This is a genomic window from Acidobacteriota bacterium (assembly GCA_016196065.1).
Classification (GTDB): Bacteria; Acidobacteriota; Terriglobia; order Terriglobales; family Acidobacteriaceae; genus Acidiflorens.
Genome location: JACPYL010000010.1, coordinates 1,743,314 through 1,765,698 on the forward strand (window position 1 = coordinate 1,743,314; position 22,385 = coordinate 1,765,698).

Genomic DNA, 22,385 nt, shown 5'->3' on the forward strand with positions numbered 1-22,385 from the left:
CAGACAAAATTAGGAGCAGAAAAAATGGCAAAGCAAATTGTTCATGGAGAAGAGTCGCGACAGGCGATTCTTCGCGGCGTCAACATCCTGGCCGATGCCGTGAAAGTGACTCTCGGCCCCAAGGGCCGCAACGTCGTCATCGAAAAGAAATTCGGTTCGCCGACCATCACCAAGGACGGCGTCACCGTCGCCAAGGAAATCGAACTGGCGAATGCGCAAGAGAACATGGGCGCTCAGATGGTGCGTGAAGTTGCGTCGAAGACCTCGGACATCGCGGGCGACGGCACCACTACCGCCACCGTTCTGGCTCAGGCGATCTACCGTGAAGGCGTGAAGACCGTTGCTGCGGGCGCGAATCCGATGGCCATGAAGCGGGGCATCGAGAAGGCCGTGCTCGAGATTTGCGGCAGCGTCGACAAGGAAGGCAATCGCAAGGGCGGCGCACTGGATAAGTTCTCCAAGCCCGTTACCGGCGAAATGATTGCGCAGGTTGGCACGATCTCGGCGAACAACGACGAGACCATCGGCCACATCATTGCCGAAGCGATGAAGAAGGTCGGCAAGGACGGCGTCATCACCGTGGAAGAGTCGAAGACGCTTGAAACCCAGCTGGACGTTGTCGAAGGCATGCAGTTCGACCGCGGCTACCTGTCTCCTTACTTCGTGACCGATCCCGAGCGCATGGAAGTCTCGCTCGAGAACGCGTACATCCTGATCAACGAAAAGAAGATCAGCTCGATGAAAGACCTGCTCCCGTTGCTCGAGCAGATCGCGAAGAGCGGCAAGCCGCTCCTGATCATCGCCGAGGACGTGGAAGGCGAAGCACTCGCCACCCTCGTCGTCAACAAGCTGCGTGGCACGCTGCAAGTCGCGGCCGTCAAGGCTCCGGGCTTCGGCGATCGCCGCAAGGCAATGCTGCAGGACATCGCCACCCTCACCGGCGGTAAGGCCATCACCGAAGATCTGGGCATCAAGCTCGAGAACGTCCAGGTCAGCGATCTCGGCCAGGCCAAGAAGATCACCATCGACAAGGACAACAGCACCATCGTCGAAGGTAAGGGCAAGCCGGGCGACGTGCAGGGCCGCGTGAAAGAAATTCGCAGCCAGATCGACAAGACCACCAGCGACTACGACCGCGAGAAGCTGCAGGAGCGGTTGGCGAAACTGGTCGGCGGCGTAGCCGTAATCAAAGTCGGCGCCGCTACCGAAACAGAAATGAAGGAAAAGAAAGCCCGCGTGGAAGACGCGATGCATGCGACGCGCGCGGCCGTTGAGGAAGGGATTGTCCCGGGCGGTGGAGTTGCTCTGGCCCGTTGCGTCTCGGCTCTCGACAAGTTGAAGCTGGAAGGTGACGAGCAGATTGGTGTCAACATCGTGAAGCGCGCCATCACCGAGCCGCTGCGCCAGATCGCCGAGAACGCGGGCGAAGAAGGTGCGGTTGTTCTGGGCAAGATCAACGACTCGAAGGACACCAACTGGGGCTATAACGCCCAGTCCGGTCACTACGAGGACCTGGTAAAGGCAGGCGTGCTCGACCCAACCAAGGTCGTCCGCACCGCTCTGACGAATGCCGGTTCGATCGCGTCCTTGATGCTCACCACCGAAGCGCTGGTTGCGGAGATCCCTGAAGAGAAGAAGGGCGCTCCTCAAGGCGGCGGGCACGGTGGTGGCGGCGGCATGGGAGACATGTACTAAGAACCGCTTCGAGCCACGAGCTTCGAGCTTGAATCTAGCCCCGCCTTACGGCGGGGCATTTTTATGTGCCAGATTCATGTCCGCAGGCGTCTCTTCTCGAGAGATGCGAACGCGTCAATAGGTTGCGCCGCGATCAGTTGAAAATTAGCGCGCTCCGACTCAACTCCACGCAGCCCGCGGTAGTATGCTGTCGGTCGGGTTGGGCCATCTGTTTCAGTGGGGGTAGCACAATGCGCGTGAATTTTCGGTGGCAACAAGCAATTCTCGCAGTCCTGGCCATTTTGACGACCATCACTCCTCTCCCGCTCGCCGCCCAAAATCCCTCCGACCCCGTCATCAAGAACGCCGATAGGTTTGACGTGCGCCGTCCGCTCGCTCGCGAACTGGAAACGAATGTCCCCGATGGATTCACATTCGTCGCTGTCGGAGACTGCATCATCTCGCGTCCGCTTTCGCAATATGCCGCCAGCGATCCGGCGTTTGCTCGGCTGCTGCAGATTCTCAAGCGAGCGGATGTCACCTACGGCAATATGGAGTCCTCCATCCTCGATCTGCGGCGGTTCACTGGATTCCCTTCTCCCGGTCCCGACGATATGAGCTTGGTGGCGCAGCCTGCCGTGGCCAGGGATTTAGCAGCGATGGGTTTTGATATTTTGTCGCGTGCGAATAACCATTCCCTCGACTGGGGCGTTGAAGGCATGCGCGAAACCAGCCGCCTGCTCGATGAATCCGGATTGAGCTACGCCGGAGTGGGAGAAACAGAGGGGTTGGCACGCTCGGCGGGATATTTTGAAAGTCCGAAGGGGCGGATCGCGCTGGTTTCGATGGCGTCCACCTTTCGACCAGGCAGCGAAGCGCTCGCGACGCACGGAGCCGCACCGGGCCGTCCCGGAATTAGCGCACTTGCCGTAAAGAAGACGACCGTCGTTCCCAGCGACATCATGAAGGATCTCGATGGTCTCCGGACAAAACTGTATCCGGGATGGCAGAAAGACGACGCCAAAGTACTCACGAGCCCTCCAGCAGCAGATGCCCCTGAAGAACTGTCACTGTTTGGGCAGAAATTCAGGGCGGGCAGAACCTTCGGATATCAATACGCGATGGATCCCACCGATCTCGCCGACATTTTGCACGGCGTCCGGCAAGGCAAGCAGCACTCAGATTTTCTGATGGTATCGATCCACTCTCACGAGCCTGCCAACAGTAGTGCGCCTGAACCAAAGAATGATTTCCTCGACGTCCCGGCAGATTTTGTACAGGATCTCGCGCACCGAGCGATTGATAGCGGTGCCGACATGTTTATTGCCACTGGAATTCATCACCTGGGCCCGATTGAGATCTACAAGGGACGCCCGATCTTTTACGGCATGGGGAACTTCTTCTGGGGAGATATTCAGGAACCGATCTCGGCCGACATTTATCAGCAGTACAACAAAGCCTTGCTCGACGCTTTCGGTGATCCTGGCAAGGCCACGGACGCCGACTTGACGAACCTGATGAACGCCTCCAGCTTTGCCGGCAATCCACCGTTCGATGCGGTTGTGGCCGAGAGTCGTTTCGATCACGGCAAGGTCTCTGAGGTCAGGTTGTATCCCGTCGATCTGGGTTATGGGAAGAAACTGACCGAGAGTGGATTACCTCGCCTCGCGGGCGCCGACCAAGGCAAAAAAATATTGCAGCGAGTGCAGGAGATGTCGGCAAAGTACGGAACCCATGTTCAGATTGAGACTTTGCCGCCGAACAATCTTGTGGGTGTCATTCGGCCTTGATCTCCACTTGACGGAGCAGGGGCTGCTGACGTAGCCTCGCCTGCGAATTCAGTGTGTCTTGAAGGAGGCTCCTCATGGTTCCCCTTGCTGCCCTCTGGCTGCCCATTGTGTTATCGGCAGTGATCGTATTTGTCGCGAGTTCGATCATGCATATGCTGCTGCCGTATCATCGCAGCGATTATCACCGGTTACCTAACGAGGACAAGTTCATGTCCACCTTACGCCCGGACAATCTCAAGCCCGGTCTCTATGTGTTCCCCTATTGCCTGCCGAAGGACATGAAGACTCCGGCCGCCATCGAAAAATACAAACAGGGACCGGTCGGCCACCTCATCATCATCCCGAATGGCCCACCGGCGATGCCAAAATTCCTCGGCCAGTGGTTTGGATACTGCTTGCTGATCGGCTTTTTCGTCGCCTATCTGGCGGCACATACTCTTGGGCCGGGTACACATTATCTGACCGTATTTCGCGTGGTCGGCACGGCCGCGTTCCTGGCATACGGCCTCGCCAACGTCAGCAACGGGATCTGGAGAGGCCAGAGATGGAGTGCCGTCATCAAAGATACTTTCGACGGACTCGTTTACGGCTTATTGACTGCCGGCACCTTTGGGTGGCTTTGGCCGCACTAGAGATGAAGCTAATAGATTGACCGCAAAGCGAAATCTCCGTGTCGCGAAGTGGATCGGAACTACTCCTGTGATCGGAGTGTGCACTCTGTGTGCTCGCGAGTTCAGCGTCCCTGTAACGTCACTGAAGAGACTCGTCGACGTACAACAGAGCCTGACCACTCAGTTCAATGAACACGAGTGCGGCGTCAAGCCTTCTGACTCGTGATGCGATAGGACCGGACAGCGCGGCTGTCCGGTTCGCTAGCGCAGAAACCCAGGTACCTGGTTACCCTCTGCTTTGAGTACGGTCCAGCCGCATTTTCGGATTCCCTCTTTTGGTCAAATAGTTCTCTTTCCCAAGCAATCCATCTTCGTAGCCTCTGCGTACTTCAATCGGAATCACAAATTCAATTCTGAGAGGATTTCGATCTATGAAACGCAAGCTTGTTGTTTCGGTAGCGCTGATGGCATTGGCCATCGGTACCGCAGTCGCTGGAATGAAGAATCCAACGGTTGGCGGCCAGGAAATGTATCCCACCAAGAACATTATTCAGAACGCAGTGAACTCTGCTGACCACACCACGCTGGTGGCCGCGGTCAAAGCCGCGGGGCTGGTCGAGACGCTGGAAGGGTCCGGCCCGTTCACCGTATTCGCTCCGACGAACGAAGCTTTCGGAAAATTGCCGGCCGGCACGGTCGACACGCTCCTGAAGCCGGAGAACAAAGGCACGCTGAGTAAGGTTCTGACCTATCACGTGGTAGCGGGCCGGTTGAGCGCCAGAGACTTGATGAACAAGATCAAAGCTGGCAATGGGATGGCCGAATTAACCACAGTCGAAGGCGGGAAACTCTGGGTGTCACTGCATGATGGAAAGCACATCATGTTGAAAGACGAGAAGGGTGGCACCGCATTGGTCACGATCGCCAACGTATTTCAATCGAACGGTGTGATCCACGTGATCGATTCCGTAGTAATGCCGAACTAGGCGTCGATGCAAATGAGAAAGCGGCCCTGTGATGAACAGGGCCGCCTTGTTTCTCGACTCTGGGTTTACTTTACGTCGCCGCAGGCGGCGCCCAGATATTTGGAGAGGAAGTCGAAGTCCATATTCATGTTTCGTCCGTGCGCGTTGGTGACCATGCGCATCGTGCCTTTGACGCTTTCCGAGGACAGCGCTTCAATCTTGAACGTGCCGTCGGAAGTCACATCCTTCTCCTGGCAGTGTACTTTCACTTCAGTCATGGTGCTCGAAGAACTGAGAACGGTGCGCGTGCATTCGGGACGGTTCTCGCCAAACACCATGTCTTTTTCCAGCTTCTCTTTGGTGACGCAGTATTTGCGGGTGGTGGTTTTTGGGCCGCCGCCCATGGAGCTCTTCATGTGTTCTTCCATCTGCGCACGTTGTTCAGGAGTCATGCGGGCGAGCGCTTCGGGAGGAATCGAGGGCATCGCAGGCATTCCGGACATGGTGTGCGTCTCCGTCATCTCCCAGAGTCCGGTCTTAATGTTGGGCGGAATAATCCTGTCGGCGGCCCAGATCGAAGTCGTACAAACAGCAATCAGTGCGAGCAGAATCGCGGTACGCATAGAGCCTCCAGCGTTAGAGTCGCGGATCAGCCTCTTGGAGATCAATCCGCATCTTGGAGGATGGCATACGAAGGAAACAGCTGCCAAGTCCAGAGATTGATTCCCAGCCACGAAGGCCTCCGCATTCAACTTCTTATTTCACAGTAGCTGCCGGAGATATACCGAGCAATGCCTTCATGAGTTCGAACGCAAGAGCCGAGGCGTCGCCGCCTTCGAGATTCATGAGAACAACTACCCCCGCTTTGCGTTCGGGGACCATGAGGATGTACGTGCTGGTTCCCTGCTGGCCGCCGCCATGCCCGACGTCCGCTACGCCGAGATCGTTTCCAAGTCCCCAGCCCAGTCCGTAGCCAGTGGCCTTACCATCGGATGCCTGCAGGGATGTCCACATCAGGTCACGAGTAGAGCGCTGCACGATCTTGTCGGTAAGCATCGCGACCATGAAGTGAGCCATGTCGTCCGCCGAGGAGAGCCAACCGCCCCCTGCGACCTTATAGCTGGAATCGAGGAAATCGGCGTTCCTGATCGTTCCAGATTTGTCTTTTTCATAGAAGCGCGTGCGGTATGGAACGATCGCGAAACGGTCGTCGGTGCGGGTGTGGACCATACCGGCTGGTTGCAGCACATTTTTCTGAACGTAGTCGATGTACTTTTCCCCTGATGCGCCTTGCAGAACACATCCGACGAGGGTGAATCCCTGGGTGGAATAGTGAAATGCGGTACCAGGCTTGGCGACCAGCGGGTCGTTGGCGAATAATTTCAGTCCGGAGTCGATCGTGTCGTCAAAGTGGCGGGTGTTGCCGAGTTCCTGATCGCCCTCTTCCGCCGGCTTGTAATGACGGATCCCGCCGAGGTGGCCCAGTACCTGGCGAGTCGTGATAGTGGAATCCTTTTGCGGAAACGCCGGGCAGTATTTCTGCACGGGAGCGTCCAGGTCAAGTTTGTGCTGCTGCCAGAGCAGCATCGTCCCGGTGGAGGTGATCGGCTTGGAGATGGAGGCAAGACGGTAAAGAGTCTGCGAGGTAGCGGGAACAGAGTTTTCCAGATCGGCCATGCCGAACCCGGCGGACCATTCGTAGGTGTTGTTTTCGACGACGCTGACGGAAACGCCGGGGATCTGGTTCGCGGCCATGAAGTGCGCAATGATGGCTTCGAGTTTCGCCTGCTGATCGGGCGCAAGTTTGGCGTCCTGCGCGAAGGCCCCTATCGAAAATAGGACGCCAAGGATGACCAGGCGCACGATACGAGCGTGCTTAGTCATTGTCCAGGTATTCCCCTGGGATATCGTCTTCCGAAACTTCGTGAGTATGGACTTCCCGCCCCTCGGTATTGCCGGCCTCTTCCACGCCGCGGACGACGTTAGCTTCAAAGGAATTGCCTTCTTCCAGCAACTCATCGACGCTCTCCGAATCCGAGCCCTGAACGTCAGACAAACCCTGCAGATCGCCGGACATGCGACCCGAAGTGTGTCGTGTTCTCTCGCGCGGGAACGCAACCATATTGTCGACCTGCTTCTTCGGTGCAGCGGTCGTTACAGAGGAGGCTGGCTTCTTAGGAACCGGCTTGGCCTTGAGAGTAACTCGCTTCCGGGCTACCTTCTTCACTTTCTTGCGAGGAGCGGGTTTCCGTTTTGCGACCTTTTGTGCAGGCTTAGTTTTCTTGCGGGTGGCTTTCTTGGGTTGCGCTTTCTTCTTCCTGGTTTTCTTTTTGGCGGCCATAGGCGCAGTCTACCACTGCTTCGTACATGACGTCGTGCTCAGCGACCCTCACCGTTGCTTCAAGAAAGTACCTTCCTGCAGTTCAGAGAATGCCTGCTGGAGTTGTTCCCGGGTATTCATGACGATGGGACCACGCCAGGCGACCGGCTCCCCGAGGGGCTTGCCGGAAACCAGAAGGAAGCGAATACCGTCGTCTCCGGCCTGCACGGTGACTTCATCTCCACGGTCGAACAGAATCAGAGAGCGGTTGTCGGCTTCAACGGGCGGTGCAGTGTCCAACCATTTCACGCCTTCAGTTGGGACAGCGAGCGGGGCGGACGCGTTACAGAACTTTCCGCTCCCGGCAAAAACGTATGCAAACGCATGACGGGTCGTTTCCACGGGCAGACTCTTTCTGCGGCCGGGTGAGACAGAGACGTCAAGGTAAATGGGATCAGCGGCGATGCCATCGACGGGGCCGCTCTTGCCCCAGAAGTTACCGCAGACAATGCGTACGCGAGTACCGTCATCGTCGGTCACCTCGGGGATATCCAGGGCCTTTACTTCTTGATAACGAGGCTCCGTTAATTTCAGGGCGGCAGGGAGATTCGCCCATAGTTGAAAGCCGTGCATGCGTCCGGACTGGTCGCCTTTCGGCATTTCCTGGTGAATGATGCCGCGACCAGCGGTCATCCATTGCACATCGCCGGCAGCGATCGCGCCATGATTGCCCATGCTGTCGCCGTGTTCGACGGTTCCGGCCAGCACATAGGTGATGGTCTCAATACCGCGATGCGGATGCCATGGAAATCCTGACAGGTAGTCCTCCGGAACATCGTTGCGGAAATCGTCGAGCAGGAGGAAAGGGTCGAACTCCTTAGTGTTTCCAAATCCGAAGGCGCGCCGCAGATGCACGCCTGCTCCTTCGAGCGTCGGCTTCGATTGAATGACTCGCTTCACCGGGCGAATTGACATGGCGCCTCCAGACTAAACTTTTTGATGATCTCCACTCCAAACCGGACTCGCTGAATTACTGCGGTAACACTACTCCTGATTGGAATTGTCGGTACACCCCCAAGAAAGGCCGATAATGAGGCTTACATCTGGAGACACGTTCATGGAAGTCCTGCTGGTGGAAGATTCACCGGTCTACCGAAAACTGGTTGGCACGCACTTGGAGAATTGGGGCTTCAAGTTGACGATCGCCAAGGACGGACATGACGCCTGGAGCCTATTGCAACGCACGGACTGTCCGAAACTGGTCCTGCTGGACTGGGTTCTCCCGGGCATGGACGGCATCGAGATCTGCCAGAAGATTCGACAAGCCGCCAAGGGCCCACAGTATTCCTACATCATCATTCTGACCGGTAAAGACGCCAAGAAAGACATGCTGGAAGCGATGCAGGCGGGCGCCGATGACTACCTCGTCAAACCGTTTGATGAAATGGAATTGAAGGCACGCCTGCTGGTCGGGAAACGAATCCTGGCATTGCAGGAGGAGTTGGTTGCGGCGCAGGAATCCATGCGTCACGCGGCGACCCATGATTCTCTCACCGGCCTGATGAATCGCGGCGAGGTCATGGACACCCTTCGCCGGGAACTGGAGCGAGCGCGACGAAGCCAGAAACCAGTCTGCGTAATCCTGGGCGATCTGGACAAGTTCAAGGACATCAACGACACCTGCGGGCATCTGTTTGGCGATGAAGTGCTTCGCGAAATAGGGCGCCGACTGCGCGCAAAGCTGCGCGTATACGACGCGGTGGGGCGATACGGCGGCGAAGAGTTCCTGATGATCCTTCCGGGCTGCGATGCCATGACGGGGATCATTCGCGCCGACCAGTTGCGTCTAAACGTGGCGGCCAAGCCCGTGGTCAGCACACGCGGATCGCGGACCGTTACGCTGAGCCTGGGCATCGCGGTGTCCACTGACATCGACGGCCAGGATGTTGAAGTGCTGCTGCACCATGCTGACAAGGGTCTCTACCTGGCGAAAAAGAATGGACGCAACCGCGTCGAGCATATCGAAGCCGACCTTCAAAGTACGTCCAGCCGTTAAGAGCGTCGGACCAATACCCATCCAGGCTGATGAACTCCGGTAAATCTCCAAACGGGGAGCCAGTTTTCGAACTGACGCGAACAGCCATGCTCTTTAGTAACCCGCCGGGCACTATTACTCTTCCGCATACATGCCGATAGGAGAAGTGAGGCCTTCCAAGACGCGCCTGTCCGGAATGGCTTGTTCATTCGTGAGGCATAAAGATGGATCGCCGCGAGCATCCGCGCTACATGGTTTGTCTGGAGATCGAAGTCCGCGAGGCCACGAGCTGCTTCTCGTCTCGCGGGACTACGACGGATGCGAGCCTGGGGGGCTGCTACATCGCCACCATATTTCCGCTCGCGCCAGGGTCGGTTGTGACGTACCGGTTGTGGGTTGGCGATCAGCCGATTCAAGGCAGCGCAACCGTGCAAACATGCCATCCCGGCGTAGGCATGGGCCTCAAGTTCAACGACTTGTCGACTGAAGCTGTATTAGTCCTGGATCAGTATCTTCGGAACTCGACTTCTATTCCCATGCACGTGGCTTTTTCACAAGTGCGTTCGTTTCAGTCTGGCAAGTAGAGAGCCGCACAGCAGAAACATTGATGGTGCCGGATCGCCTTCGCGCCTTCTCTTTTCCTGATTCGATTTCCCTGATTTGAAGAGTGTGCGGGTGCCGGTCGCGGCGTTGTTCAGCGCCGCCCACGGCCTACCCGTGGGCTGTAATCCAACGCCGCTTCGTAGCTGAAGACGCAGTCCTATCCAACCGTAAGCCAGGATTCCTGACTTATTGCACTTTCAACGAGAACGTCTTGCTGTGAGAAACGTTTCCAGATACGGCGGACACGGTCACGGTGTAGGTGCCGGCAGGAGTCGTGACACCGGTCTTTCCGCCCAGTGTGCCGCATCCGAACAATCCGCCGCAGAGAATCAGAACGATGAGCAGGGCTTGCGTCAGCCGCGCCCGCTTGCTCTGCGCGATGCGCCTGCGCAATGCAATCGGTGCAAATACGAAGCCCACAAGGCCTGTGCTCAACACGCCCGCCATGCTCGCCAGGAACGTCGATCCCGCGGGCGGTTGCATGGCGGCGACATTGGAGAGACCGGTAGAGACGGTGATCGATGAGGTCAGGGGAGTATTGCTTCCATTCGCCTGGAGTACCGCCGGCGAAAAAGAACATGCTGCATGCGAAGGCATGCCGCTGCAACTCATCGTAATTGCGCCGGTGAAACCGCCCGAGGGAGTCACAGTCGCTGACAGGGCGCCGGATGCCTGGGTGCCGACAGTCAAAGACGGAACCGAAGTTGCAATTGAAAAATCAGGCTGCGCCGCGATCTGGCCTTGCCCCGTGAGGGCGACGATGTGCGGGCTTCCGGGGGCGTCGTTGGTGACTGTCACGGTGCCGGTCAGGTTTCCGCCGGCGAGTGGGCTAAAAGAAATATCCAGCGGGCAATCCGCACCCGGCGTTAAGGGCGTTGCGATCGAACACGTGGACTGGACCCCGAAGTTCGAACTGGCAGCGATGGCGCTGAAATGCAGACTGGCTGCCCCGGCGTTCGACACAACCACTCGTCGCGCGACGCTCGTCTGGCCTACGGTTATAGTTCCAAAATCGAGTGCAGTAGCATTAACTTTGACGCGCCGGATCACGTTGTTGCCGCTGTCGGCGATAAACAAGTTCCCACTGCTGTCGAGAACCATCGCGGTAAGGCCTGCGAACTGCATGGCAGAGGCAAGGGCTCCGTCGCCGGCATATCCGTAGTTGCCATCACCAGCAATCGTGCTGATGGTTCCCGCTGCGTTCACTTTGCGGACGGTGTTGTTCGAGGAATCAGAAACATAGAGATTGCCGCCGGCATCGACTCTGACATCGCTGGGGCCGTTGAGTTTCGCGCTGCCGGCGGGGCCACCATCGCCCGAGTATCCGAACTGTTGATTGCCGGCAACGGTGGTGATGATTCCGTTGGTCGCGACTTTGCGGACGTCACTGTTTGTTACTTCCGCGAAATAGAGGTTACCCTGGCTATCGACCGTCAGCCCTGCTACGCCTGCGGTCTGGGCAAGGAGCGCCTGGCCGCCGTCCCCACCAAAGCCGGGCGCGCCATTGCCGGCGATCTTGGTGACGTTGCCGACGGTGTCGATCTTCCACACGCCTTCAAAAGAGCTTGAAAAATAGACATTGCCGGCTGCGTCGGCAGCGACGCCTCGAATCAGGAAGCCGGATGCAGTCGCGATCGTGGAAATGTTTCCGTTAACGGCTACTTTGCGGACGCATGCGTTGAAGAAGTCAGCAATGTAGAGATTGCCGGCGGCGTCGAGTGCAACGGCTGTTGGAAAAGCAAGTTGAGCCTGCGTGGCGGGTCCGCCGTCACCGCTGTAGCCCTGAATTCCGGTGCCCGCGAACGTAGTGATCGTGCCTGCAACGCTAAATTTGCGGACGACACTGTTAGCGGAGTCTGCGACATAGAAGTTGCCCTGGCTGTCGAGGGCCATGCCGGCAGGAAAGTTGAGTTGTGCCGCGCTGGCAGGGCCGCCGTCACCGGCGTAACCGCCAATTCCGGTTCCGGCGACGGTGCTGCCGATTCCGGGAGTGAATGTGAGAACAGGGGCAGCACCCGCGGGCGCCGCTAGCAAGGCCGATTTTCTTCGCGCATTTCGTCCAGTAGTCCCGGCGACTACCCGGGGAGCAACCACGCACACAACCAATATGGTCAGAACTGCTACTCGAAATCCCTCGCGAAGAAATTGCGATGCCTTCCCCATGATTCGACTCTCCTTAATTTTCGGTTAGGCGCACGTTTCCCCGTTGCTGCAGTGCAGCTGCTCTCCATCTACTTGGAGATGCGATCGGCGACCATCACCAGAACAAGTGGATCGCCCGGGTGCTGCATCACATAGCTGTAGTCGGGGTGAACGAAAATCAAGCCGCGAACTTTGACGGCGTCGCCGTCATTGAAGGTCGGGCTATTGCGCAGATAAGTTTGGGGGACCTGACGGACTGAAATGGAAATCAAGCCCGTGTTCATTGTCCTGATCGCTGAATCGGATGGTACGTCGAGCGTAAAGGTTCCGAGTAGCGCGTTGTAAGAGGAGACTTGTCCAGTGACGGTCTGTTCTTCCAATTCGATCATGCGCGGAGACATGAAGCCGGCATTCACCGCATCGGGATCGGGAACAATCAGCGTGTCCCACTTCACTTCTACAGACTGCCCAGGAAATATGCGAACTTCATCAAACACAAGATCGGTGGATCCTGAGAGATCGAGGCGAGCGGCATTGACGGAATAGCCGGTGGCGAGCCAGTCCACGGTGATGTTTTTGCCCAGCAATCCGCCGGCGTAATTGACGCCCATACCGCCATCCACCAAGAAGTTGTAGTTCATACCGTCGGGCGCCAGCCCCGTGAAGGTGCCATACAATTCAGAACTGGAGGCGCTGTTTTCGATCAGTGCCACTTGCGTTGCGAGAACAACTGCGCTCGTTTGAGTTTCGGCCTGGGTTTCGACCATCATTCCGGTGAGCGCGGCGGGATCGCAATTCGCAAATACTGTGTTGTTGTCGTAGGCAATTTGCATCTCATTCCCGGCGGGCGGCTGCAAAGAGATGACCTTTGCATTGGTATCCACGGCCGTCACGGTGCCCACGAGGAACGCCACGCTTCCGGATTCGGGCTGGCCGACCGCGGGAGCGACTGGCGGCGCGGGTATCACGGCTTCCGTCGTCGCCACCAGACTGTTGATCGTGACGGTGTCGGTATTGACAGTGAAGCTTTGCGCCAGATCCAGTGAGACGTTAAAAACCTGGGCATCAGTCCCAAGCACAAGGTTCGGGCTGAGCGCGATGGTCTGTCCGGTGATGTTCAGAGTTTGCGAAGTGAGTTGTCCGTTGTTGTCGAAGAATACGACCTGGCCGGTCATATCCGGAAGAACTAGGGCGGAGTAAGTGTCCTGATAGATGTCGCGAACGACCACGGGTTCGGTGACGATCGCGCTCCGCGTAAATTCGACGGTGATCGGGGCGGTCAGGAGTTCAAGATCCTGGGCTCCCGAGTTGGTCGCTTTCAGAGAGGTCATGGTAAGTGAGAGCGACACAATGCGTTCGGTGGGTACGCTTCCGACGCGAACTTCGATGGTCTGCGGATCTGGAGAACCCAATGGTCCAGGTACGACACCCAATCCGAGGGGATCGCGATTGACCTGATGGGAACCCAGGGCGCCGCTGCAGCCGGTAGTCACGACCAGTGCGCTCAGGAGGACGGCAAATCCAAATACGGCGGAAAATGTATTGAGACGACCACGCAGCGACGACATCTTAATCCTCCAGAACTTGACTCGAACTATTCGAGTGCGTGCACGTCACCGCGTACTTACTTGCGAAAGTCATCGGTTAGGCGTTAACGCATCCGGCTGCCCTAAAACCGAGGTCCGGCCGAGCGACCCACGCGTGCTATATCGGCCATTGCGGAGGCAAAAAACAGGCACCACCTAGACGTAAGTACACTGTGACGAGTTACCAAACGTGCATCCTCGAAGATGACCCTAGGGTTTATTGCCCGTTCCAAAGGACTTCGCCGGCATATCAGCCTCGTCGGCAGGACCAGAGAGGACAACCAGATCAATGCGGCGATTCTTGCTTCTCCCGGTTTCGGTAACGTTACTGGCGAGTGGACGATACTGCGCGTATCCGGCAACGGAAATTCGAGCGGGATCGAAGCTGTATCGCGTCACCAGTACGGAAACGACTTCAGTAGCGCGAGCAGTCGAGAGTTCCCAGTTCGAGTGATAGGCAGCGGTGTGGATCGGGAGATCGTCCGTATGCCCTTCGACACGAATATCGAAGCCTCTGGAAGCAAGAGCCTGTCCGACGTGGGCGAGCACCGGTTCTGCGCCGGGCAACAAATGAGCGTCGCCGCTCTTGAAGAAACCGACTTCCCTGAGACTCACGACCAGGCCGTCAGGCACAACTCTCATTTCGATCTGATTTTTCTTGATCTCGTCACGCAGCACGGTTTCGAGCTGGCGCTTTACCTCGGACACAGGAACATTCTTGAAGGAGCCGCGTGCCGGGGACATGTCATTCACAAGGCGCTCAAATTCCGGTATCGTGGGCGGCGAGATGGCCGGCGACTGAGCAGCCGCTTCGACGCGAAAAACAGCTTCCTGCTTCTGTGCGGAGAACATTCCGAGATCTGCGAATCCGACTTGAATGGCGCGGGCGACTTGTCCCACTTTTCGCTGGTCAACTTGCGATGATGCGTACAGGACAACAAAGAAGGCAAACAGCAACGTAATAAAGTCCGCATAGGACACCAACCAACGCTCGTGACTGGCGTGGGGGGCCGGTTTCTTACGGCGTCTCATGCCGGCTTGTCTCCCTGCTTCTGGTGGTGCTCTTCCATGAAGCCCTGAAGTTTGGTTTCAAGCATGCGAGGGTTGATGCCTTCCAGAATCGACGCCACGCCTTCCAACGTCATTTCGCGCAGAGCCTGTTCCTGCCGCATGCGGATCTTCAACTTCCCGGATGAAGGGAGCAAGAAAATGTTGGCGGAACCGACGCCGTAGATGGTCGCTACGAAAGCGACTGCAATGCCCTTGCCGACTTCGTCAATATTTTCCAGGTGCTGCATGACTTGGATCAGGCCAAGTACAGCACCGATGATCCCGATGGTCGGAGCGAACCCGCCCGCGGATTCGAAGACCTGGGGGATGCGCTCTTCTTCTTCCGCTTTGCTGTCGAGGTCGAACTCCATGATCTTGCGAAGTTCCTGGGGTTCAGTTCCGTCAATCGCCAACATCAGAGCTTTCTTCAGGAATGGATCCTGAATGTCATTGACTTGCGCATCCAGCGACACGATGCCGTCTTTGCGGGCCTTGGTGGCATACCCAACCAGCGTGTCAACCAGTTTGCCGGGATCGTTGGCAGGTTCAAAGAAGACCTGCGTGAGTGACTTTCCAGCCTTCAACACCGTAGCCATCGGAAACTGAACCATTACGGCGCCGAGGGTCCCGCCAAAAACGATCATGGCGGCGGTGGGTTGTAGGATCTGGCCAATACGGCCGCCTTCGATCATGAGGCCGAGGAGGATGCCAGCGGCAGCCAGAAGAATTCCACCCAACGTACTCTTATCCACGGCGGGCTCTTTCGGAATCGGTTTCGCCCGGGCCGGCGTCAGACTTTAGAAGAGTTGCGAGTGCGCCCTGCGGATTCAACGATGGCAGGCCCGCCAGCACGCTACGGCGAAATTCGATGATTCGCTGGATGACTTCATCGGGCTGTTCGCGCACCACTACCTTCTCCCCGTTAAGCAACGTCAGGACGGTGTCGTGCGCGCTCTCGACGAACTTGATGAGGTCCGAGTTCACGGCGATGGGCTGACTGTTTAATCGTGTGAGGTGAATCATGCGATTCCCTTCCCGTCGCCGGAAACTGGGCCAAAACTCCAACCCGAAGCGCGGTCATCCGCGATCCTTAATCGGTACGTTGACGGCATTTCATAAGCTGGGGCGTGTGCTTCGCGGAACTCATTAATGATGAGAACAGTATGAGAAGGGCAATCGGTGACCAACGTACATGGCCTGAAACCACCTTAGTGACGGACAGGACAGGTACAGGCGTGTAACAGAGTAGATAAAGTCCGGGCCGAGATTGTGTCGATAAGGGTCCCGACACAAACGGCCTTCTGCAAAGCAAGGGTTCCCGCGATGCGCTAACCGGCTAGCTGAAGCATAGGTCGAATCCACCTGACTAAGGAGCTTCACCAATGTCGTTTAACATTCTCTATAACGTTCCGTCTCTGGCGGCGCAGAACCAAATGAACATGACTAGCGCGTCGCTGCAGCAAACCCTCTTCCGCTTGTCTTCGGGCTCGCGGATCAACTCCGGCGCAGACGATGCCGCCGGACTGGCTATTGCCGATGGCTTGCAGGCGAACGTTACCGCCCTCAGCCAGTCTGCCCGTAACGCCAGCGATGGCCTCGGCGCATTGCAGGTTGCCGACGGTTCTCTGGCACAGGTCACCACTCTTCTGAACCGCGCCGTCACACTGGCCACCGAATCTGCGACCGGCACAGTGAGCGACACGCAGCGCACGGCTCTGGACGCCGAATTCACCGCGATCAAGGCTGAAATTGACCGCATCGGCAGCAACACCACCTACAACAGCGCCGCAGTATTCAGCGGAGTGACCTCCGCGGTCTACCTCACGGACGCAACGACGGTGGGCAGCAGCTCGATCGACATCACGGTCGGAAAACTGGCCTCCACCAGCATCGGTTTCGCGGCTGGCGAAACACCGGTCGATTTGAGCAAGAGCGACCTGACGACCGCCGCTAATGCGCAGGCTGCATTGGCGAACATCGACACTGCTATCGCCAACGTAGCCGGCGATCGCGGCGCACTCGGCGCGGTCATGAACCGCCTCCAGAGCGCGGGCAACGTTATCAGCAACCAGGTGCAGAACCTGACGCAGGCCGAAAGCTCCATCCGGTCGGCGGACATTTCGCAGGAAGTTGCGAATATGTCGAAGTACAACATTCTGCAGCAGACTGGTGTCGCCGCTCTGCAACAGTCGAACCAGATGAACCAGGGCGTTCTCCAGTTGTTGCGGTAACAGTGGTAAGGCGTACTCTCCGACCTGGTGGCGGTGGTACTCGCCACCAGGCGTTTTCCTTAGACCATGCGCATCGAGAATCCGATTCCTGAAATTCCGTTTGGTGGAGCTGCCACGAGCGCGGCGCACAAGTCCGCTCCCTTACCGCCGCAGGTGTCGGCACCGGCAGCATCGGAGTTACCCGACGTAGTCGTCTCGGCACTCAAGCGAGATTTATCGTCCATACAATTTGCGATTGAAAACGATTCCAGCACACACGAGATTGTCGTGAAGATGGTGGATCAATCTACTGGAGAAGTCGTGCGCCAGATCCCCTCCGAGGAGATTCTCCGTACGGCGCGGGCGATCACTGAAATGATGGCCGCCCAACAGAAACGCATCAACGCGCGAGGATAGGAATTCATGGGAACATTCGGTATCGATCTAAGTTCGTTGACCGGAACCACGGGCATCGATGTCAATACGCTGGTGGCGCAATTGAGTTATGTGGCTCGTGCTCCGGAGCGTGTCTGGCAGAATCATCAGCAAGGCTTACAAGTTCAGATTAACGCCTTGACGGAACTGAATACCGGTCTCGCTGACCTGCTGACCAAGATCAACAATATGAAGGATTTGACCGGCGGTCTCGGCGCGGTCCTCACCACCTCTTCCGATTCAGCGGTAGTCAACGCGACCGCAACCCCTGGCGCAGTGATTGGCACTCACACAGTGATTGTGAACACTCTCGCCACGACGGCGTCCTACTACAGCGCGGCGGTAGCCACCGGCGATACTGCTCTCAACAACGGCAGTTTCACGATCCAGTTGGGAAGCAACGCACCGACAACGATCACCATCGACAGCACCAACAACACATTGAACAAACTGGCCGCGAGCATTAACAGCGCGAACCTTGGGGTTACCGCGAACGTGACGACCGACGTTTCTGGCGCACGCCTGGCACTGGTGGCGAACACTTCAGGCGCGAGCAGCGACATTACGATCACGAACGATACCAGCGGCATGGGCTTTACCAAGGCGGCGTCGGGTAAAGACGCGACCCTCACCGTCGATGGCGTTCCCATAACGAGCAGCAGCAATACAGTGACTGGCGTCATTCCGAATGTCAGCTTCAGCCTGTCGGCTGCAGCTCCGGGCGAGCAGGTCGCGATTGGCATCTCTCCGGATACGGAGGCCGCCGTGCAGGCGGTTACCGACTTCGTGGATTCGTACAATACGATCGCGAAACAAATGGCTGATGGTTTCAGAGTTGATACGACTTCCCATCGGGCGGGTGCCCTGGTTGGAGACACCTCGGCAGACATCCTGCAACAGCACTTGCTGGACATGAGCACGTATTCGGTCGGCGGCGCCGGCGCCTTTACGACACTGCGGTCGCTCGGAATCACCATCGGGAACGATGGGACGATGGCGGTTGACAAGAACGCCCTCACCAAAGCCGCCAACAGTGACTACGCAAACTTCAAGAATTTCTTTCAGAGCACAGATGGTTTTGCATCTTTCTTCAGCAAGCGCTTGACCGAGGAAACGAGTCCCACACAGGGATTGGTCTCGGTGGACATGAAGGGCTTGCAGGCAACGCAGCAGAGTCTGCAGAAACAAGTCGACGACTTTGAGCAGTTTCTCCTTGCACAACAGCAGCAATGGCAAAAACAGTACGAGCAGGCAAACATCATATTGCAGCAGTTGCCACAACTCCAGAAGCAGATCGAGAGCCAGCTGGGAACTTTGAGCACGAGCAGCAGCAAATGAATTCGGACACGCTCCAATATCGTGTGGCGGCGGTGCAGAGTGCGACGCCGGTCCAGTTGGTGTGCATGCTGTATGACACCCTCGTGCGGGACCTCAAGCGCGCGCTGGACGCGATCGACAACAAGAACATCGAGACACGGGCTGATGAGGTCAAGCATGCGTTGCTGGTGTTAGACCAACTGGACTCGTGGCTTGATTTCAACAACGGAGGCGCCGCGGCCACGAGCCTGAGCCGGTTCTACGCGGTGGCTCGAAGCAGGATTGTAGAAGGCCACGCCAAGGTCGATCCGGCGCTATTTCAGGAACAGATTCGCCTCTTTCTTGAAGTACGGTCGGCCTGGGAGCAAGCGGAAGCAACGCGAAAAGCGAGCGCCGGTCCTGCTGTACCCGAAACAAAAGGTTCTTCCAGCTTGAGTTGTTCGGCCTAGGTCCCAGCGGTTTTCAATTGATAGTCCCCGATGAGCTGATCGTTCCGCCCGCCCATAGGGCGCACCCAACTCCATTGAGTCGACCTATGAGGCCCGGAATACTCTCAGTTTCTAGAAGCAGCATTACACGGCAACGGCACGACGTGGCCTACCGTAGGTAGTCGAGCAGGGACGGTTGCAGGACCTTCGCAGCGGCCGCCAGGGCAGCCTGGTGCGTTGTCTGCGCTTGCGCCAGGTCGGTGGCAGCCTTGGCGAGATCGACTCCTACCAGGCCATTGTCTTGCGTTTTCAGTGCCAGGTTGCGCTGCTGGAGCGCCTGTTCATCGCCGTTCAGCTGGTTGAGATTGTTGCCATAGAAGGCGCGCTGTGCGCTCAGGTAGCTCAACGACGTGCTCACAGCCGTGGTCGCGGTGCCAATGGCGGCGTGATCTCCACTCTGAAGGGCGGTGATGAGTTGCTGGAGTGAATCCATAACGCTGGATCCGGGCTGCTGGAACAGTTGATCTCCGGGCACGTTGATGGCAAGTGCGCGGCCATCCGCGATGGCAACGTTGTTCACGCCTTCATTTCCGTTGTAGGTAACACCGGTCGGGGTTAGCGTAAAAGGAGAAGTAGTGGTGGCGGTTCCCGCAAAAATATAGGTTCCATGAAACGATGTATTGGCTAACTGAACGACGCTATTCAACACACCTTGTACAACTTGAAGAATGGCATTGAGGTCCAGCTGGCTCATGGTGCCATTGGCGCCTTCGGTGCCGAGGCTAATCGCCTGATTGAGATTGGTCACAATCGATCCCAGGGCGGCGTCGGCAGTTTGGTTGAGCGCTCGAACGCTCGCGACACTTTGCAGATATTGGTCGATGCGTGATTCCACCGCGACGTTGCCGCTGTAGATTGCTGCAGCCGCCGGATCGTCCGAGGGCTGATTGACACGCCTGCCGGTAGACAGCTGCAGAAGGACGGTCTGCTGCCGTTCCTGCGTGGTTGAAAGTGCAGCGAGAACGTCGTCAGTGGGATTCGGATTAATACGCATAGGCTTAGGCCGGGATCATGTTAATGACGGTCTGCGTCATCTGATCGATCGTGGTGATGACGCGCGCCGCTGCCGAGAAAGCATGCTGGTAGCGGATTAGATTGGCAGATTCCTCGTCGATCGAGACGCCGGAGACGCCCTGACGCTGGTCTTTGAGTTGCTGCAGTGAGAGCGCAGAAGCATCCATCTCAGCTTTAGCTTGGGCGGCGGCATCGCCGACACTGAAGACAAGTGCTGCGTAAGAGTCGTCGGGCGTTTTGCCGGACGGCAATGCCTGGTTCCGGACATCCAGCAATTTCTGGACATTGCCGTTGCTGCCTGCCGCTCCGTCGGAACTGGCGGCAATGGCGTTCGGATCGGTGATCGCCACTCCGAAACCGAGTGCCGCTCCTGCTCCCGCTGCGACCGGTGTGAAGAAATCCTGTCCGGCAGCGCCGTTCAAATCGAAACCCTGATGGTGCGCTGCGTTGAAGTTCGCAGCGAATCCGGAAGCCATGTCATTCAATTGGATGAGCACATTGGGAATGGCCTGGTCCCGGACGGCGAAGAGTCCGCCGAGCTGTCCTCCTTTAAGGGAGGCGGTGATGTCCTGACCCAGCGCAAATACGTGTTGGTTACCGGAAGAGTCTGGAGAAGCCTGCAGCGTGAAGCTTTGTCCGCCCACAACCAGCGCCGTACCACTTCCGGTCGTGATGGTTTCGTCCTGTTCGGTCTGAATCACGTGAACGTCAGTGATCTGCGAAAGTTGATTGACCAGTTCGTTGCGCTGATCTTCCAGCGCACCCGCATCCTTGCCGAGACTGGTTAAGGCTCTGACTTGCACATTGAGACGTGCGATCTCGGCAGTCAAGCGGTTGATGTTGTTCACCGATTGGACGACGTTCTGATTGAGATTGGTTTGAATCTCTGAGAGTTGACTGACTGTGTTGTGGAAATCGTTCGCAAGATTGTTTGCGGCCGTGAGCACAGCCTGCCGCAAGGGCAGGTTGGTCGGGTCGGTGGAGAGCTGGTTGAGGCTGTTGAAGAATGCAGTCACGTCAGAACCGATGCCGCGCGCTGAATTGCTGAACAGGGCTTGGACCTGGTTGAGAAAGCCAGTTTGGGTGCTGGCATTATTTTGCTGCTGGCTCTCATCGAGGATGCGCAGTTCAAGCAGGCGGTCTCGAATGCTATCGACGCTCTTTAGCGTGACGCCCTGGCCGTAGAGTACGCTGCCCAGAAGTACCGGAGTTGCTTCCGTGAAGATCGGAACTTCGCGCGAGTAGCCGGGTGTATTGACGTTCGCAATATTGTTGGAAGTGGTAGCAAGCGCGCCTTGTTCGGCCTGCAAGGCTTGCGCGGCCATCAACATTGAAGCGGTGAGTCCACCCATGCTCTATGCCTCGCTCGACCATGTGCTGCCCGAGAGAAGACTGCCATCCTCAGAGTAGCCGGCACGGGATTGGTGAATTGTGAGGAGCACTTGTACCCAGGTTCTTGCGCGCCGCAGCAGAGCGGAATACACACGCTTCTGGTGATCAAGCCTTTGAAGGGCCTGGCGCACCGGAACCGATGACGTGGATAGAACTCCAGCTTCAAGCAGGAGGTTACAGATTTCTTCTTGCGCAGCGACGTGCTTTTCAAAGGACTGCAAATCCTGACGAGCAAGCGCGCCATTACTGGCATCGAGCTCCGCCGACAGCTTGCGGAGCACCGGCAGACTAATCTGCCACGCCAGTTCCAACCCATTCTTATCGTTCTGACCGTTTCTACCTGGGACTGACATACTCTTGTTCTCTTCCTAATTGCCGGAGGATTCCCTGATCATCGCGTTCGCCGCGGCGTCCGCGTCCACGGAATACGTTCCGCTGTTGACCGCATCCCGCAGGGCTGCAATTCTTTCCTGGCGCACGGTGGAGGGATGCAGCGCACTTTGGACCAGTTGGTGGATCGATGGGCCGTGGTTGGAGAAAGTCGCTTTGTCCTCTGGCGGCAGCGGGCTTGGCTGGGGCTTGCCACCTTTATGGGTGCTGTTCTTTTCAGCGGCGAGCTGTTGCGCAATTGCGTTGTTTAGATCGATTCTCATGTGATCACCTTTAGCTGTGAGCTGATCCTGTATCGGTCACTTTGGTCCGGACCTTTAGTCACTTTTCGCAGTTTTTATCTGCCTTGAGTCACCGCTTGGT

General features: G+C 57.3%; 23 protein-coding genes. 10 read left to right on the forward strand and 13 right to left on the reverse strand.

The genetic code is table 11. From position 1 onward, the window contains the following. Positions 1-24 precede the first annotated feature (24 nt). From groL to HY010_10675, 4 genes are all read left to right on the forward strand, one after another. Positions 25-1,695 (forward strand): chaperonin GroEL, encoded by a 1,671-nt coding sequence (gene groL / locus HY010_10660; GenBank protein ID MBI3476185.1) that lies wholly within the window; start codon positions 25-27, stop codon positions 1,693-1,695. A gap of 230 nt (positions 1,696-1,925) precedes the next feature. After that, entirely contained in the window at positions 1,926-3,464 is a 1,539-nt protein-coding gene (locus HY010_10665) for a CapA family protein (GenBank protein MBI3476186.1), read from the forward strand. 74 nt (positions 3,465-3,538) lie between these two features. Beyond that, positions 3,539-4,096, forward strand: coding sequence for a hypothetical protein (locus tag HY010_10670; GenBank protein MBI3476187.1), 558 nt, complete (start codon positions 3,539-3,541; stop codon positions 4,094-4,096). A 410-nt stretch (positions 4,097-4,506) separates the two neighbouring features. Then, positions 4,507-5,061, forward strand: coding sequence for a fasciclin domain-containing protein (locus HY010_10675; GenBank protein MBI3476188.1), 555 nt, complete (start codon positions 4,507-4,509; stop codon positions 5,059-5,061). Between the two features lie 65 nt (positions 5,062-5,126). Here HY010_10675 and HY010_10680 read toward each other — a convergent pair whose 3' ends face one another. From HY010_10680 to HY010_10695, 4 genes are all read right to left on the reverse strand, one after another. Next, on the reverse strand, positions 5,127-5,663 hold the full coding sequence (locus tag HY010_10680; protein MBI3476189.1) for a DUF3617 domain-containing protein: 537 nt from the start codon (positions 5,661-5,663) through the stop codon (positions 5,127-5,129). A gap of 133 nt (positions 5,664-5,796) precedes the next feature. Next, complete coding sequence (locus tag HY010_10685) at positions 5,797-6,924, reverse strand: beta-lactamase family protein (GenBank protein ID MBI3476190.1); 1,128 nt, start codon at positions 6,922-6,924, stop codon at positions 5,797-5,799. Beyond that, positions 6,917-7,381, reverse strand: coding sequence for a hypothetical protein (locus HY010_10690; protein MBI3476191.1), 465 nt, complete (start codon positions 7,379-7,381; stop codon positions 6,917-6,919). Before HY010_10690 ends, HY010_10685 begins: the two co-directional genes overlap by 8 nt. A 48-nt stretch (positions 7,382-7,429) precedes the next feature. Beyond that, a complete protein-coding gene (locus HY010_10695; GenBank protein ID MBI3476192.1) occupies positions 7,430-8,335 on the reverse strand; it encodes a pirin family protein in 906 nt (301 codons plus the stop codon). Between the two features lie 115 nt (positions 8,336-8,450). Here HY010_10695 and HY010_10700 point away from each other — a divergent pair, with 115 nt between their 5' ends. Together HY010_10700 and HY010_10705 are read left to right on the forward strand one after the other, a co-directional pair. After that, a complete protein-coding gene (locus HY010_10700) occupies positions 8,451-9,416 on the forward strand; it encodes a diguanylate cyclase (protein ID MBI3476193.1) in 966 nt (321 codons plus the stop codon). A 203-nt stretch (positions 9,417-9,619) separates the two neighbouring features. Then, positions 9,620-9,979, forward strand: a complete 360-nt coding sequence (locus HY010_10705; protein ID MBI3476194.1) for a PilZ domain-containing protein — start codon at positions 9,620-9,622, stop codon at positions 9,977-9,979. Between the two features lie 205 nt (positions 9,980-10,184). Here HY010_10705 and HY010_10710 read toward each other — a convergent pair whose 3' ends face one another. From HY010_10710 to HY010_10730, 5 genes are all read right to left on the reverse strand, one after another. Further along, positions 10,185-12,161, reverse strand: coding sequence for a choice-of-anchor D domain-containing protein (locus HY010_10710; GenBank protein ID MBI3476195.1), 1,977 nt, complete (start codon positions 12,159-12,161; stop codon positions 10,185-10,187). Positions 12,162-12,229: 68 nt separating this feature from the next. Further along, positions 12,230-13,708, reverse strand: a complete 1,479-nt coding sequence (locus HY010_10715) for a hypothetical protein (protein ID MBI3476196.1) — start codon at positions 13,706-13,708, stop codon at positions 12,230-12,232. Between the two features lie 228 nt (positions 13,709-13,936). After that, positions 13,937-14,758 carry a flagellar motor protein MotB gene (locus HY010_10720; GenBank protein MBI3476197.1) on the reverse strand — a complete coding sequence of 274 codons (822 nt, stop codon included), beginning with the start codon at positions 14,756-14,758 and terminating at the stop codon, positions 13,937-13,939. Continuing rightward, on the reverse strand, positions 14,755-15,528 hold the full coding sequence (locus tag HY010_10725; GenBank protein ID MBI3476198.1) for a flagellar motor protein: 774 nt from the start codon (positions 15,526-15,528) through the stop codon (positions 14,755-14,757). The genes HY010_10720 and HY010_10725 overlap by 4 nt, the downstream gene beginning before the upstream one ends. Further along, positions 15,521-15,799: a flagellar FlbD family protein gene (locus tag HY010_10730; GenBank protein MBI3476199.1), complete on the reverse strand. Its 279-nt coding sequence runs from the start codon at positions 15,797-15,799 to the stop codon at positions 15,521-15,523. Before HY010_10730 ends, HY010_10725 begins: the two co-directional genes overlap by 8 nt. Positions 15,800-16,158: 359 nt before the next feature. Here HY010_10730 and HY010_10735 point away from each other — a divergent pair, with 359 nt between their 5' ends. The 4 genes from HY010_10735 (at position 16,159) to HY010_10750 (ending at position 19,187) form a co-directional block, all read left to right on the forward strand. Then, positions 16,159-17,007 (forward strand): flagellin, encoded by an 849-nt coding sequence (locus tag HY010_10735; protein MBI3476200.1) that lies wholly within the window; start codon positions 16,159-16,161, stop codon positions 17,005-17,007. Between the two features lie 66 nt (positions 17,008-17,073). After that, the gene (locus HY010_10740) at positions 17,074-17,403 is read left to right on the forward strand and encodes a flagellar protein FlaG (protein ID MBI3476201.1); all 330 of its coding nucleotides are present in this window, start codon (positions 17,074-17,076) and stop codon (positions 17,401-17,403) included. Between the two features lie 6 nt (positions 17,404-17,409). Next, positions 17,410-18,759 carry a flagellar filament capping protein FliD gene (gene fliD / locus HY010_10745; protein ID MBI3476202.1) on the forward strand — a complete coding sequence of 450 codons (1,350 nt, stop codon included), beginning with the start codon at positions 17,410-17,412 and terminating at the stop codon, positions 18,757-18,759. Beyond that, complete coding sequence (locus HY010_10750; protein ID MBI3476203.1) at positions 18,756-19,187, forward strand: flagellar protein FliS; 432 nt, start codon at positions 18,756-18,758, stop codon at positions 19,185-19,187. Before fliD ends, HY010_10750 begins: the two co-directional genes overlap by 4 nt. Positions 19,188-19,335: 148 nt before the next feature. Here HY010_10750 and flgL read toward each other — a convergent pair whose 3' ends face one another. From flgL to flgM, 4 genes are read right to left on the reverse strand one after another with little or no spacing between them, the layout of a single operon-like run. After that, the gene (gene flgL, locus HY010_10755; GenBank protein MBI3476204.1) at positions 19,336-20,220 is read right to left on the reverse strand and encodes a flagellar hook-associated protein FlgL; all 885 of its coding nucleotides are present in this window, start codon (positions 20,218-20,220) and stop codon (positions 19,336-19,338) included. Positions 20,221-20,224: 4 nt separating this feature from the next. Further along, positions 20,225-21,592 (reverse strand): flagellar hook-associated protein FlgK, encoded by a 1,368-nt coding sequence (flgK, locus tag HY010_10760; GenBank protein MBI3476205.1) that lies wholly within the window; start codon positions 21,590-21,592, stop codon positions 20,225-20,227. Positions 21,593-21,595: 3 nt separating this feature from the next. Further along, the gene (locus HY010_10765) at positions 21,596-21,985 is read right to left on the reverse strand and encodes a hypothetical protein (protein MBI3476206.1); all 390 of its coding nucleotides are present in this window, start codon (positions 21,983-21,985) and stop codon (positions 21,596-21,598) included. A gap of 15 nt (positions 21,986-22,000) precedes the next feature. Next, positions 22,001-22,285, reverse strand: a complete 285-nt coding sequence (gene flgM / locus HY010_10770) for a flagellar biosynthesis anti-sigma factor FlgM (protein MBI3476207.1) — start codon at positions 22,283-22,285, stop codon at positions 22,001-22,003. Between the last annotated feature and the right edge of the window lie 100 nt (positions 22,286-22,385).